Consider the following 12,647-nt stretch of genomic DNA (forward strand, 5'->3'; position numbering starts at 1 on the left):
TCTGAACTGCATGACCTCAGAGTTCCAGTTCCTTGAGGCAGGCTTGAGCAATGTCTCGGTCTGGGGCGTCAGTTCCTGGCATCGTCGCCCAGCCGGCTGTCATAAGCGCGTCGCGCCTCTGGTAGGTCGAGGCTGCCCGGATCGTTGCAAGCTTGTCCGCCCTCGCCGGGTCTGACCGCGCCATGTCGAGGCAGACTGGTACCATTGAGGTGACGACATCGTTACGGGACATCGCCAGCGCGCGGTCATTCGAAGTGCCGCCGGTCACCCAGCCACCCCATGAAAATCCGATGACGCCGACAAAGACAGCACCGATCACGGCACCATAGATGCCGGGTTTGAGCCATTCGGGAGTATTCATTGCAAGTCCTCCTGCGGAGAAAGCGCCGCTTCGCTATGGTTGTTCGTTTCGGATGTGTCAGCGTCCCGGCGCAGCGCCTCCTTAATGTCGCTCTCGGTCGTCAATCGACGCTCACTTCGCCCCGCGTGAACACCCTTGCCGTGCACTGTCATGTAGGTCGCCGTCCGTCGATAGGCCTCGAAGCTCAGCCCCTGGAGAAGCTCCTCTTCGACGAGAACTTCATAGTCGCCCGCAGGCAGTTCACCGGGGTATCCCGCCAAGGTAAACGGGTTCGAAAACGTCATCGTCGATCTGGTCGACCGCATGTTCATCTCTGGCCTCCGCGATGTTGGCAGATCCGTCGCTCACCACTGTTGACGGCCCCCTGGAGTCCGGGACGGACCAGTCGAACGAGTAACTCTCTTTTACCCCGAAATCGTTCGACTGGCGCTGACGCATGTTAGTCCCACGCACCGAACCGGCTGCGACGATCCTGGGGGCAGCCATCCGCACTGACCTGTGTAAGGGCGGCGAGACCGCCCTGCGCGTACACTTTGGGAAACAGGGATGATCTCCATTCCTGCAACCCTTGAAAGGATTGGCGATGGCCGACCCCAATGTACTCAACCCGCACCCGCCCGAGTTTGATCGGTTTCTCTATGCGTCCGTCGGCGAGGACCGGAACGGCTATGCCGTGACTGTGCTCTCAACGCTCGCGCGGCTTGGCCTCGATCCATGGAAAGAAACCGCTGAGCTGGTCACGTTGGGGCACGATGCCGCGCAGGCACGCTTGGGAACGCTGCTTGCCCGATTTCAAGACGTACCTGCGCTCGCCAGCGATCACGGCAGGATCGCACGAAACCTGAGCCAACTGCTTCCCGAAGGCCGGACGTCAGGTCGCCTGAAGCGAGCTGCTTCGACCGTCCCAGACGGCCACCCGGGCAAAAGCAGAGCGATCTGGACAGTGCTCGCGATCATCATTCTGCTGTTTCAGATGATTATTGTTGGCGGCTTGGGGTCAGGCGAATGACCGTCCTAACTGAGACCGAGAGGACACCGGGTCATGCAGCGCACGAGTCCGGAACTCTATCGCCGCGTGAACAGGGCGTTCTCTGGGACATGGAGGAACAGTTTTGGACCAGCGGTGACGATAGTGCGCGGGCGACGACAGCGACCAACGCAGTCATGGTCTTCCCCTATCCGCCCGGCATCCTTCAGGGTGACCAGATCTGGCCACATCTTCGCGAAAGGACCGGCTGGCGTTCCGTTGTCATGGCCGAACGGCGCGTGACGCGATGTGGTGACATCGCGATCCTCACTTACCGGATCTCGGCTGAAAAAACCGACGTGCCGATCTACAAGGCGCTCTGCGCGTCAACATACCTTGTCGATGACGACAAATGGTTGAGGATTTCCCACCAGCAAACTGCGGTGACATGAGAAGCGCAGAGGCAATCGACCTGCCGCGGCCGCCAGGACTAACCTGCGTCAGTACGGCGTGGCGCCAACATCGGTTAGGTGGGACGTGCCCGCCGAGTATTTGGCGGTGCATCTTTTTCCGAGCACCCGGGAAGCGTGTGGGCTTGCCGATCCCAAAAGGGTCGGCATGTCGGCACGCTTCTTATTCTCGGAGCGTCCTGGAAAGGACATGCCCAATGACTCCCGAACAGAACAAGACTGCCGAGAAGATGACCTCCGTGAAGGCCGCGTGGGACAAGGCGCCCGCTGGTCCGAAGAAGGACACGGCGCTGAAGCACTACCAGGCAGCCGAGAAAGCCAACACGGCGAAGAACGACGCTGACACCAAAAAGAACTCGATCCGGCGACCCACGCGCTCGCTTGATGTCCAGCGTCTGGCCTGAACACCGGGACCGCCCGCCGATCAATGGCCGACGGCCCTTCTTATTTCAAGAGCGGTCCGGTCTGATCCAGATACGCTGCATCAAACTCGGCCAGTTCCACCAACCCGGCACGATCTTCAAAGGACACCCGACCGTCTCGAAAGGCCACCAGCCCTCTTTCGCGCAACTTTCGCAGGACGCGATTCACATGAATGGCACTTAACCCCAGCACATCGGCCAAGTGATACTGGGTCAGTGGGCAGTCGTATCCTTCCCGGGATCCCATACCTACCAGTGCCAGCCTCGATCCCAGTTCCAACAGAAAATGTCCCATCCGGGCGTCCGCGTCGCGCCTGCCGATCCCGACAAGGTGTTCGACCACCATTGCCTCGTCCCGCGACGCCGCCCAGAGAATGGCTGTCGCAAGCCGCGGTGTCTGTGCGAAGGCCGCCAGAAGGTCGCTCTTCAACACTTCGGCAGCCTCGATTTCCACGATGGGTTCGAAACTGTGATCAGAGGTGCGCAACAGCAAGCTGCGCAAGCCGAGGAAATCTCCGGGCACCTGAAAATCGACAATCTGGCGTGTCCCGTCAGGCTGGAGCTTGTAGGAACAAACCCATCCTTCCGACAGGATATAGGCAGCCTGATCCGACTGCCCCTGATGCACCATATCTCGCCCAGCGACAAAGGAGCGACGGCGCTGGTGCAGGCGCTCGAGCACATCCAATTCCGCCTTTGACAAAGCGACAAAGGCCAAAAGCTTGCGGGTGAGCGGGCTGGTCACGAATGGTGTCATAGCTTCTCCCTCACAGGTCCGTCAGACGCGTGGAAATCGTTTCTTCGACTGCTCTCGATCAGTCCAGTGTAGCTCATTTCGTGCGAAAAGTACGGATAGGTCCGGCGCGAATTCAACCTAGATCGCGAAACAAGAAGGGAACCTCCAAGATGTCAACGGCGAACGAGCATTCAGGACAGGCCGCCCTTTCAATCTGCGAAGCACTTCTGCTTGCCATGAACGATAGCGGACTGCTGCCGGAGCATGAGATCGTGGGTGTTCTTCGCGACGCTGCAGCAACCCATGAGAACGCAAATGGATCGGAGGGCGAAATGGAAACGCATCGATCTGTTGCGGCACTCATTAACCAGATTATTGCTGGTGGCAACTCCGTTCGAAGGCCGCAGGTGTAAACGCTCAATCACACAGGATTTCTATTGTCGATGAAGCTTTCGTCCCATTCAACCAACAGTCGTCGCCAAGGGCGAGATCGAGAAGAGATACCGGATCAGACCACCAACCGTGTCCGCAAAGCTCAGCCTCTGAGCGCGCCGCAGCCTCCAGTACAAGCGCGGACCTCGTCCATCACGGGTAAGGCGCCGGGCACGCGAAATGCTGCCGGTCAGACTGACCTGATGCAGGAAGAGCCCAAATTGGCTCCGTCAGATTGGTCGCGGGCGATGGCGAAATACCGACAGCCAATCCATTCGCGCAGCATCTTCGAGCTGACTGTGACAGTGGCCCCGTTCGTGGCAATATGGTCGGTCGCCTGGTGGATGCTCTCGATCAGCACTGCGCTGGCAATGGCCCTGGCACTGGTGAATGCGGCGTTCCTCGTCCGTCTGTTCATGATCCAGCACGATTGCGGCCACGGGTCCCTATTTCGCAATCGGCGCCTGTGCGACTGGATCGGTCGCCTGATCGGCGTGATCACCCTGACGCCCTATGACGTCTGGCGCAAAACGCATGCAATCCATCATGCCACGACCGGAAACCTCGACCGGCGGGGTGTCGGAGATATGCCGACACTCACAGTCACGGAATACCGAGAAAAGGGGTGGCTCGGCCGGGCGCTCTATCGGCTTATCCGCAATCCAGTTTTCCTGTTCGGGGTGGTGCCGTTCTATACGTTCTTTTTGCAGAACCGACTGCCCGTTCACTTAATGCGGTCGGGCTGGCGATACTGGCTGAGCGCGATGGGAACAAATGCCGCCATTGGTTCGGCGCTGACCTTGATCGTATGGCTGGGCGGCTGGGACGTTGTTCTGTTCGTCTTCCTGCCAACCATGCTGTTGGGTGCAGTCGCCGGCATGTGGTTCTTCTATGTCCAGCATCAGTTCGAAGAAACCAGTTGGCAGCACGAAGAAAATTGGAACATCCACGAAGCAGCACTTTACGGAAGCTCACATTACGAGCTTCCGAGCGTTCTACGCTGGATCACTGGCAATATCGGTATCCACCATGTTCATCATTTGGCCAGTCGAATTCCGTTTTATCGCCTGCCCGAGGTGATCGAGGATCACGAGATGCTGGCACAGACCAAACGCATAACGCTCCGGCAAAGCCTCCGCTGTGCGCACCTCCACCTCTGGGATGAGCATCGCCGCAGACTTTTGTCGTTCGCCGAGGCACGCGCTCTGTCCGCCTAGTGTCCGTCGACGGCCATCGCGAGGCGCATCCGGTTCTGGCGGATATGGCCGTCATCCACTGCTTTCTAGGCGCCCAGCACATCATGAAGCGGGGTCATGCGGAAACCTCCGGGGCGCAATGCAATGCTGAAGTTCTTGGCGTGCCCGTCCGTCGCTCCTAAGAGCCAAAACAGCACCTGCGCGCGGCAAAAGGCAAGTTGATCTGCTTCAGGGTCATCACTACCAGTCAACAACCCGATCCCTTCAGTGATCCCCGGCCCGCCATCCATTTGGTATTTCTGGCTGGGTTGAACTGTGAGCGCCAGGCAAAAGTCTTCCTGCAGGAGGCGGATCAACCGGCCATCCTTGGGCCAGCGCCGATCGAACCGGGTCACAACAAGGCTCCGCACGTCCTCGAAGTCGGCAATCTCGACTTCAGCCACATCCATGCCCATGGCACGGCAAAAACTCATGCAGAAATACTCGTTCTCAACACAGTCAGACAAATCGACCCCTGCGGGCAGAACGCCAAGCTGCCGTCTTGAGGATATGCGTTGTCGGGGTGAGCCCCGATGGACGGATCCACGCGCCCTCGGGGCATAGCAGCGCCGTTTTCTCCTGTGCCCCTGCGATAGAAATGCAGAAGTCGTCGTCCTCGTCCAAGCCAAGGTAGGCACTTGCAAGGTTGCGTAACATACCCGCAATCTGTGCATCAGAAACGGGCTCGCCCTAAAGTGCGCCAACCTCGGGGATCTCACCCGAAACGAACTGCAAGGCTCCTACGCAATCGCGACAAATCTTCTCGAGCATGTGCCACGCGTCCGTGCCGCCTGCGCGCACTCGAGCGGCAACGTGCTGACGTATCGCCATAACAGCGAGCACTGTGGCGAGCTTGGCTCCCGCGTCGCCATTCTCGAGCGACGAAATCGTCGCGACGCGCAAATTCGTACGCGCGCTGATGTCGCTTTAGGTCCAGCCGCGCGCCTTGCGCGTCCGGCGAAGTGTCTCGCCGATCTGCTCGGCCGTTCGTGCTGTAAGGTCCATGATGTGGCTCCTTTTACGGCACAGCGTAAATCAAAAAAAATTACGCCACAGCGTAAATATCTACCTTTTACGCCATGGCGTAACAATCGAGCAAAACTTATGCCTGCAGCCCCGCAGCGCGCACCTGTTCAGGCGTCACCAGCTTTGACGCAATCAAATCCTCGATCTGGCGGTTTGTGATGTGGCGGCACAGGGGATGGCGCTCGTGGATCCACTCGGCGAGGCTCGCACGGCCTTTGGCTTCGGCATCTCGTGCCTTCTCGCGATCAGCCTGGATCTGGGCAAGCCCCTTCTCCCAACGCCGCATCTTGAACCAATTATCTGAGAAACAGACCTTGCTGCGCGTGTAGCCCTCGCTTTCCTTGGCATAGGCTTTGACCGCTTGCTTCAGGTCATCGGGGCCCACACCGGCCTTCACAGCTGCTGCGATCAGGCGCAGACTGGTTCGTCGGTCTCGGATCCTGTCTTCGGGATAGGCCGCTAAGATCTTCTCAAATTCAAGATCTTCAACCTCCTCCGCCGCCTCGCGCCGGCGCGTAGGTGGTTTATGGATGGTTTTAGGATGGTTTGGGGTCCACCGTGAACCCCGTACCCCGTTCACCGTGGACCCCGTACCGGGTTCAGGCTGGACGGGGTTCACAGTGACCCCCGTCTCAATATCGGGCTCAGCCGTGGGCTCGAGCGCGGCCACGCGTTCCAGAACAATGCGATAAATGACGGTGTAGCCGTTCTTGCACTGCCGCCGCCCTGTCTCAATCAAAATGCCTTCGCGCAGGAAGTCGATAATGGTGCGCTTGACCGTGCTCTCGCTGAGCTCTGTATGACGCTGGATGGTCCCCTTGGAGCACCAGATGCCCGAGCCATCATCGCTCGCCTTGTCGGCCAGGAACATGATGATCTGTTTGCGCGCGGCACTGCCAAAACGGCGCTCTGCGCATTCGTTTGCGATACGCCAGCTCATTGGCTTGCCTCATTTGAAAGCGTAGCTGCGCTTTTCTTCAGGACCGCACGTGGCTTTGAAACTTTCGCTTTTTGTTCACCTTTTATCAGGGGGTGATTTGCACCCTTAAGTCGTTGTTTTCGCTTGCGCTCTTTCTGGATTGCAAATCCGTGTACACCGGTTCGATTCCGGTACTCGCCTCCATTTACTTTCAAGCACTTAGCTGCCTCCTCTCATTGCCCCATCGGGGGCGTTTACAGTTGCGTTTACAGTTTTGCCCTCGCGGCGCTGCTTTTCGCGCTCCAGTAAGTCTAGGACTTCCGCGCTCTCGGCAGGCGAAACGGCGGCATAATGTTCGATCACAGCGGCGGCGTAGCGAAGCGACCAGCCCATGTGATTGGCGATTTGGTTAAGACCCAGCCCCGCACGCAAGAGCCGTGTCGCAGCCGTTCCGCGCGTATCCTGGAGCCTAAGCGTCGGATCGCTCAGCTTGTCGGCAATGCGATCCCGGTAGCGCGCAATGGCTCGACTTGCAGACGTGGGCTTGAGCGGTTTGTTCCGATCATTGACCAACAAAACAAGCTGATCCGCAGGTGTTTCATCGATCAGCTGCCGAAGTTCAGGCGTTACAGGAATATGTGCCACGCGCCCCCTCTTCTGCGTCCGAACCCGAAAACGATCGATTCCATCGAAGCTTTCAAGGTTGCCCCGCGTCAGTCGCACAAGATCTGCAGGCCTAAGCCCGGTCTCGCATGCGAGCGTCATCACGCGTTGCACCCAGGACGGTGCGGCTTCTTTGAAATACCGTTGGTCTGCGTCCGTCCAAACGATCTCTGCCCGGTCTACTGTATAAATGCGGTGAAGACGGTCGCAGTAGTGGGCTGCAATTTTGCCCTCATCCCGCGCCCAATTGAGAATGCGTACAGCTACCGTGCCCGCATAGTCATGCTGCTTTGGCGAGTCTTTCCACTTTGCCCGCCACTCATTTAGTTCACCCCGAGATTTTGGGTTCTCCCAAAGTTTCGCTGGATCGTCAGCAAACTCATGAGCAAAGCGCAATGCCCATAACCGGTAGTCAGCTTTGGTTCGCTCACCCGTCGGCATAGCAGTGCTGTCGAGAAAATCATCCACCATCTGCGGGGTCATGTACTGGCTTGAAAACTGCGTTCGTACAGCATCCGCAAACGCTATCAAAAACTCAGGGTCTCGTGGATCTCGAACAGCGGAGGTCCAGAAATTCGGACCACCGCGCCAAGCATAGAAATAGTAGAGTGGGCCATTCTTGGTTACCTTTTTGACCCTGTGAACACCTTTGGGGAGACTAGGTGGCGGCAATTCTCGCCCTCCTCGCTTCGACCAAGTCACATTCATCATCTACACCGGCTATCGCCGCACTTAACCCTTGCACCAAATCAAGTTTCATTCGTACCAATTTGGGGTCGTACCATCCTCTTCTACCAGGCACCGGCAGAATTCCCATGTTGCGGCAGAATTCATAGAACGCTGCATTCGGCTCGCAATACCCTAAAGATCTAGCCAGCTCACGCGAAGAAATCAGACGTATTTCACTTAACATCTTGGTCCTCCGCCGGTGGCCGCGTCGCGCTCTCAGACATCGCAGCTCGCAGGCAAGCTACTATTTGTGCCCCCTGTGATCGGATGTTTTTTTTAGCCTCAACCTCCAGCCAAGCTTTTACATCAACGGGCAAATTTACCTTGAACTGAACCTGCAACACAACCACCTCCGGACATTTCATGTCCTTCATTTGGACATAAAATGTCCCTAGCATCAAGGACAAAATTTGTCCATTGTGCGCTCATGAAAGACGCTGATTTGCTACAATTCAAACTTATGCTGCCCGCACCGTTGAAGGCTCGCGTGGAAGAACAGGCGGCGCTGAACCGCCGGAGTCTATCCCAAGAAATTGTGACGGCGCTTGAGGAGAAATATCCACTCCCAAAACCCGAGAAAGTTTCGGACCCGGCAGCAAAAATTCTGTACTGGCTCGCCGCAAGAATCCGCAGACGGCAGCCGAAGCCAGGTTCTTTACGCGACAAACAAGCTGCCCTCTACGAAGGTATTGCCGCCGATTTGGAGACGCGCATGGAAACCATTGAGGGAACAACAAAAATTGAAAAATAGGGAATGCGAGTCATTAGCAAAAATATGACTCAACGAGGCAAAAAATGACCAACGGGCAACAATCTATTCAAACCGACATTCAAGCAATTGACCTGTTTTGTGGAGCGGGCGGGCTGTCATGCGGCCTTAAGCAGGCAGGCATCGGTGTCGTTGCTGGGCTGGATTTTGACAAAAAGTGCGAATACCCGTTCACTGAGAACATTGAAGCTACTTTTCTTGGCGAGGACCTTGCCGAAACTAGCTCTGAAGCACTGAAATCCCATTTCAAATCACCGAAATACTCCCTGATTGCAGGTTGCGCGCCGTGCCAGCCGTTTTCGACGTTAAGCAACGGAAGTGATAGAAGAAAAAGCAGCAAGTGGCCGTTGCTGCGCCAATTCGGACGTGTCGTTTCGGATATTCAGCCGGACCTAGTAACCATGGAGAACGTTCCGGTTCTCCAAAAGGAAGAAATCTTTGACGAATTTGTCGCCGAACTTAAGAAGCTGGATTACTCCTTGGTTTTCAAAATTATGGATGCCTCACGCTACGGGGTTCCCCAGAAACGCAAGCGGCTAGTATTGCTCGCTTCAAGGCTAGGGCCGATCCGAATTATTTCGCCAGAAGAAATGGGCGTAACACAGAAATCAGTTAGGCAAGCCATAGGGCATTTGCCCCCAGTCGCTGCAGGTGAAACCAGCAGTTATGATACATTGCACCGAGCCCAGTCACTTACCGCGATCAATCTAAGAAGGATGAAGAGTTCCAAGCCCGGAGGGACTTGGGAAGACTGGCCTAGTGAGCTTCTACTAGAATGTCACAAAAAACCTGGTGGCTCGACTTACAAAAGTGTCTACGGACGCATGGAATGGGACAAACCATCAGGCACCATGACGACTCAGTCATATAGCTTTGGGACTGGTCGATATGGGCATCCCGAACAAGATCGGTCCTTAACTTTGAGGGAAATGGCGATCCTCCAATCGTTTCCCGACGATTACAAATTTGTCCCGGAAGGCGAAATTCCAGAATTTTCTCCGGTTGGGCGACTTATCGGGAACGCAGTCCCCGTCCAACTTGGTTTCGTAATCGGCAAATCAATTCAGCAGCACATCACAGAACATGAAAGCCAACACATTGCCTAACAAGCATAATTTTAAGTTTGAAGTCGATCTGAACGTTATCAACCATCTCGGAGTGGGCTTATACAGTTCAACCCCGGCTGCCCTGACAGAACTTGTCGCAAATGCTTGGGATGCCGAAGCAAACAATGTTTGGATCACCATTGACGATGCCAAAGACACCATCGTCATTGAAGATGATGGTCATGGAATGGACGCCAAGGACATTAGAAGAAAGTTTTTGCATGTAGGCTACTCGCGCAGGATCGTTTCCTCATCAAACATGAGTTCTAACGGCAAACGCAGAGTGATGGGACGTAAAGGCATTGGCAAACTGTCGATGTTTGCCCTTTCAGATTTTGTGCGCGTGACTTCTCAAAAAGCAGGCGGAGAGTTGATCGCGTTCGAAGTAGATGTGCCGGATCTCAAGAAGAACTTAGAGAACAGGCAGGCAATTGTTCTCGACGAGTTCAAGCCTAAGTCATTGCGACACGGTAAGGGCACTCGGATTGAGTTAACGAAAGTCCTAAAAACACTCAATCGCACAGAGAGCTTTCTGAGAACCAGGCTCGCCCGACGCTTCAGCATATTGGGACCTAAACATAATTTTCGTGTACATCTGCAGGGTCGCGAAATCACGGAGGCAGATCGGAACATTTACGACAAGGTTCAGTTCCTTTGGGCATTTGATCAAGATACCATGGATCGGCTGACTAAATTGGCACCTAATATCGCCGAAACCATGGAAGACCCAAAGGAAACTTGCAAAAAACTCTTGCCTGCAGGCCTCACCCTTCTCGACGGAAGCAGCGTTCAGGTCAAAGGCTATATAGCGAGTGTGTTTAAGCCTAAAGACCTTGGATCGAAAGAGGATAGCGCCAACGCTCTTTCAATCTTCGCAAACGGTCGCGTATTTGCAGAAAACGTTCTGAACAATCTGAATAGTGCAAAGTACTATCAGAGCTACCTTGTCGGCGAAATTCATGCCGATTTTCTAGACGAAGACGACACCGACCGGGCAACTGCTAGCCGCGAGGCAATCAAGAGAGACGACCCAAAGTACCGTGCACTCATGGGGTTTGCTATGTCGACTTTGGAGGACATTGGCGGCCAATGGGATGATTGGCGGCTAGCCTTGGGTTTGAACAGCGGCACACCTGGAAATGACGCAGTGATTGAGTGGCTAGATGGCCTTGAGGATAAACGCGACCAGCGATTAGCAAGACGGATGATGACGTCTATCCAAAATTCGATAGTTCATTCAGATGAAAAAAAGAATGATGAGGCCAAAGCCAATCTCTATCGTGGTTCAATCATCGGCTTTGAGAAACTAAGGATCAAGAAGAAGCTTGATGAACTCGAACACATCACAGATGTTCTAGGGCCTGAGTTCGCGGCGATTTTCGGAAGCCTTAGTGAAGTTGAGGAAGCCGCCTACGCAGATATTACCAAGCAGCGCCTTGAAATAATTAAGAAATTCAAGAGCATCAAAGACGACAAAGATGCCCTCGAAAAAGTTGCGCAACAATATCTTTTTGACCATCTCTGGTTGCTTGACCCCGCATGGGATCGGGTTTCAGGACGGGCCGAAATGGAGCTGACACTTACCAAAGAAATAAAGAAAATTGACCCTGGTTCATCAGGTGCAAGACTTGATATTTCCTACCGTGCAAGCAGCGGTCGGCATATCGTCGTTGAGCTCAAACGGCCAAGACTGGAAAATTTGAACTTTGACGATCTTTCGAAACAGGCCAGGAAATATCGAAAGGCAGTAACGCAGTATTATCGCGATAAGCATCCGAACAAACCTATCCCACCCCTCGATATCTACTTGCTCATTTCAAAACTCCCGACCGGTTACGACGAGGAAGATCGTCAATCTATGGCACAACAAAACGCGAAAATAATAACTTACGAAGAGCTGATCTCCGACGCTACCAACGCCTACCAATCCTATTTGGATGCGAGCCAGGAAGTTGGAGGGTTAGAAACTATCCTTCAAAAAATCTAGCCATCTTTTGCTTTGATGCGCGACTGCCCTCTAATGTCATCACGTACGCAGGCTATTTGAAAAGGATGCGCACTGATCCAGGCAGGATTGGATCGGGTCCAACGTCGAAGCCGTTGGATGCCAAAATGGCATCCCTCATTTGTCTCTCACAAGTGGCAAGAATCATGCAGGCCTGTTGAAGTGTCGAACCAGGGAAACAGTCATCCGCGCTGTAGCCCTGCATTTTCTTCAACGTAGAAATAACTCTTTCGCTGATTGAATAGAATGGCTCATAAACCAAGCCTCGTTCCACAGAGTCTTGGTGCAGAATACCGTACAATCGTTCCATGGAATCCAGCTTTTCTCCACCCTCTGCGTCTACTGGCAGAGATAGATCAGGCCGCCGGTTAAAGCCTGCATGGCATTTTTTGTGGCATTCCCTGCATAGTGTTATCCCGTTTCCAGGGTCGAACTGTGCTGGCGGGGCCAGAACTTTCCTAAAGATATGATGTGCTGACAACCGATCTGTTGAATGACAGTCGACACACCGTAACCCGTCCCGGGTGCGAATGAAATCACTCCAAATTGAGAGACAGTAGGCCTTCGATCGCTCCGCCCTGACGGCATTCACAAGCTTCGCAAGCTTAACATTTAACAGCAAAAAATCTGGTTCAACCAACCTTAACCTCAATTCAAATTTGTATATGCTGGTCCATACGATCACATTGTCATCTGAAACCGCAATACAGGTTCGTTGATGACGGAAATCTAGGCTCCAGACTCATTAAATTACAGCCAGAACAGGACGGTAGCTGCGAGTGCGATTGCGGATAGGAAGACCTTCGG

At 54.6% G+C, this 12,647-nt stretch carries 15 protein-coding genes; 8 read left to right on the plus strand and 7 right to left on the minus strand.

The window, feature by feature from the left end; translation table 11 throughout:
* Positions 1-16 precede the first annotated feature (16 nt).
* Both AC2FFE_RS19055 and AC2FFE_RS19060 read right to left on the minus strand, forming a co-directional pair.
* Positions 17-361 carry a hypothetical protein gene (locus AC2FFE_RS19055; RefSeq protein WP_496847406.1) on the minus strand — a complete coding sequence of 115 codons (345 nt, stop codon included), beginning with the start codon at positions 359-361 and terminating at the stop codon, positions 17-19.
* A complete protein-coding gene (locus AC2FFE_RS19060) occupies positions 358-672 on the minus strand; it encodes a hypothetical protein (protein WP_496847407.1) in 315 nt (104 codons plus the stop codon). The genes AC2FFE_RS19055 and AC2FFE_RS19060 overlap by 4 nt, the downstream gene beginning before the upstream one ends.
* 272 nt (positions 673-944) lie before the next feature.
* Between AC2FFE_RS19060 and AC2FFE_RS19065 the strand changes: the two genes are divergently transcribed.
* The 3 genes from AC2FFE_RS19065 (at position 945) to AC2FFE_RS19075 (ending at position 2,202) form a co-directional block, all read left to right on the plus strand.
* Entirely contained in the window at positions 945-1,370 is a 426-nt protein-coding gene (locus AC2FFE_RS19065) for a hypothetical protein (protein ID WP_496847408.1), read from the plus strand.
* On the plus strand, positions 1,367-1,780 hold the full coding sequence (locus AC2FFE_RS19070; RefSeq protein ID WP_496847409.1) for a hypothetical protein: 414 nt from the start codon (positions 1,367-1,369) through the stop codon (positions 1,778-1,780). The genes AC2FFE_RS19065 and AC2FFE_RS19070 overlap by 4 nt, the downstream gene beginning before the upstream one ends.
* A gap of 215 nt (positions 1,781-1,995) precedes the next feature.
* A complete protein-coding gene (locus AC2FFE_RS19075; RefSeq protein ID WP_496847410.1) occupies positions 1,996-2,202 on the plus strand; it encodes a hypothetical protein in 207 nt (68 codons plus the stop codon).
* 40 nt (positions 2,203-2,242) lie between these two features.
* Here the strand turns inward: AC2FFE_RS19075 and AC2FFE_RS19080 are convergent, their stop codons facing one another.
* Positions 2,243-2,977 carry a Crp/Fnr family transcriptional regulator gene (locus AC2FFE_RS19080; RefSeq protein ID WP_496847411.1) on the minus strand — a complete coding sequence of 245 codons (735 nt, stop codon included), beginning with the start codon at positions 2,975-2,977 and terminating at the stop codon, positions 2,243-2,245.
* Positions 2,978-3,126: 149 nt separating this feature from the next.
* On the opposite strand from AC2FFE_RS19080, the gene AC2FFE_RS19085 reads away from it, so the two are divergent.
* Positions 3,127-3,369, plus strand: a complete 243-nt coding sequence (locus AC2FFE_RS19085) for a hypothetical protein (RefSeq protein WP_496847412.1) — start codon at positions 3,127-3,129, stop codon at positions 3,367-3,369.
* Positions 3,370-3,591: 222 nt separating this feature from the next.
* Positions 3,592-4,605, plus strand: coding sequence for a fatty acid desaturase (locus AC2FFE_RS19090; RefSeq protein WP_496847423.1), 1,014 nt, complete (start codon positions 3,592-3,594; stop codon positions 4,603-4,605).
* Between the two features lie 65 nt (positions 4,606-4,670).
* Here AC2FFE_RS19090 and AC2FFE_RS19095 read toward each other — a convergent pair whose 3' ends face one another.
* From AC2FFE_RS19095 to AC2FFE_RS19110, 4 genes are all read right to left on the minus strand, one after another.
* Entirely contained in the window at positions 4,671-5,057 is a 387-nt protein-coding gene (locus tag AC2FFE_RS19095) for a HipA domain-containing protein (protein WP_496847413.1), read from the minus strand.
* A 256-nt stretch (positions 5,058-5,313) separates the two neighbouring features.
* On the minus strand, positions 5,314-5,454 hold the full coding sequence (locus AC2FFE_RS19100) for a HipA N-terminal domain-containing protein (RefSeq protein ID WP_496847414.1): 141 nt from the start codon (positions 5,452-5,454) through the stop codon (positions 5,314-5,316).
* Positions 5,455-5,725: 271 nt separating this feature from the next.
* On the minus strand, positions 5,726-6,589 hold the full coding sequence (locus AC2FFE_RS19105) for a hypothetical protein (RefSeq protein ID WP_496847415.1): 864 nt from the start codon (positions 6,587-6,589) through the stop codon (positions 5,726-5,728).
* Between the two features lie 198 nt (positions 6,590-6,787).
* Positions 6,788-7,714: a tyrosine-type recombinase/integrase gene (locus AC2FFE_RS19110; protein WP_496847416.1), complete on the minus strand. Its 927-nt coding sequence runs from the start codon at positions 7,712-7,714 to the stop codon at positions 6,788-6,790.
* A gap of 673 nt (positions 7,715-8,387) precedes the next feature.
* On the opposite strand from AC2FFE_RS19110, the gene AC2FFE_RS19115 reads away from it, so the two are divergent.
* Genes AC2FFE_RS19115 through AC2FFE_RS19125 form a run of 3 tightly spaced genes read left to right on the plus strand, consistent with a single transcriptional unit; the run spans position 8,388 to position 11,822 of the window.
* Positions 8,388-8,711, plus strand: coding sequence for a hypothetical protein (locus AC2FFE_RS19115; RefSeq protein WP_496847417.1), 324 nt, complete (start codon positions 8,388-8,390; stop codon positions 8,709-8,711).
* A 44-nt stretch (positions 8,712-8,755) separates the two neighbouring features.
* Entirely contained in the window at positions 8,756-9,835 is a 1,080-nt protein-coding gene (locus AC2FFE_RS19120; RefSeq protein ID WP_496847418.1) for a DNA cytosine methyltransferase, read from the plus strand.
* A complete protein-coding gene (locus AC2FFE_RS19125; protein WP_496847419.1) occupies positions 9,813-11,822 on the plus strand; it encodes a BbrUII/HgiDII family restriction enzyme in 2,010 nt (669 codons plus the stop codon). The genes AC2FFE_RS19120 and AC2FFE_RS19125 overlap by 23 nt, the downstream gene beginning before the upstream one ends.
* Positions 11,823-12,647 lie beyond the last annotated feature (825 nt).

The sequence above is a fragment of the Ruegeria sp. YTSA168 genome (assembly GCF_059610045.1).

Excerpts from the sequence above, each read along its gene's own strand:
- AC2FFE_RS19125 (WP_496847419.1), top strand. The coding sequence starts at position 9,813 with ATGAAAGCCAACACATTGCCTAACAAGCATAATTTTAAGTTTGAAGTC.
- AC2FFE_RS19060 (WP_496847407.1), bottom strand. The coding sequence starts at position 672 with ATGAACATGCGGTCGACCAGATCGACGATGACGTTTTCGAACCCGTTT.
- AC2FFE_RS19085 (WP_496847412.1), top strand. The coding sequence starts at position 3,127 with ATGTCAACGGCGAACGAGCATTCAGGACAGGCCGCCCTTTCAATCTGC.
- AC2FFE_RS19120 (WP_496847418.1), top strand. The coding sequence starts at position 8,756 with ATGACCAACGGGCAACAATCTATTCAAACCGACATTCAAGCAATTGAC.
- AC2FFE_RS19095 (WP_496847413.1), bottom strand. The coding sequence starts at position 5,057 with ATGAGTTTTTGCCGTGCCATGGGCATGGATGTGGCTGAAGTCGAGATT.
- AC2FFE_RS19105 (WP_496847415.1), bottom strand. The coding sequence starts at position 6,589 with ATGAGCTGGCGTATCGCAAACGAATGCGCAGAGCGCCGTTTTGGCAGT.
- AC2FFE_RS19075 (WP_496847410.1), top strand. The coding sequence starts at position 1,996 with ATGACTCCCGAACAGAACAAGACTGCCGAGAAGATGACCTCCGTGAAG.
- AC2FFE_RS19115 (WP_496847417.1), top strand. The coding sequence starts at position 8,388 with ATGAAAGACGCTGATTTGCTACAATTCAAACTTATGCTGCCCGCACCG.
- AC2FFE_RS19110 (WP_496847416.1), bottom strand. The coding sequence starts at position 7,714 with ATGACCCCGCAGATGGTGGATGATTTTCTCGACAGCACTGCTATGCCG.
- AC2FFE_RS19070 (WP_496847409.1), top strand. The coding sequence starts at position 1,367 with ATGACCGTCCTAACTGAGACCGAGAGGACACCGGGTCATGCAGCGCAC.
- AC2FFE_RS19080 (WP_496847411.1), bottom strand. The coding sequence starts at position 2,977 with ATGACACCATTCGTGACCAGCCCGCTCACCCGCAAGCTTTTGGCCTTT.
- AC2FFE_RS19100 (WP_496847414.1), bottom strand. The coding sequence starts at position 5,454 with ATGGCGATACGTCAGCACGTTGCCGCTCGAGTGCGCGCAGGCGGCACG.
- AC2FFE_RS19090 (WP_496847423.1), top strand. The coding sequence starts at position 3,592 with ATGCAGGAAGAGCCCAAATTGGCTCCGTCAGATTGGTCGCGGGCGATG.
- AC2FFE_RS19065 (WP_496847408.1), top strand. The coding sequence starts at position 945 with ATGGCCGACCCCAATGTACTCAACCCGCACCCGCCCGAGTTTGATCGG.
- AC2FFE_RS19055 (WP_496847406.1), bottom strand. The coding sequence starts at position 361 with ATGAATACTCCCGAATGGCTCAAACCCGGCATCTATGGTGCCGTGATC.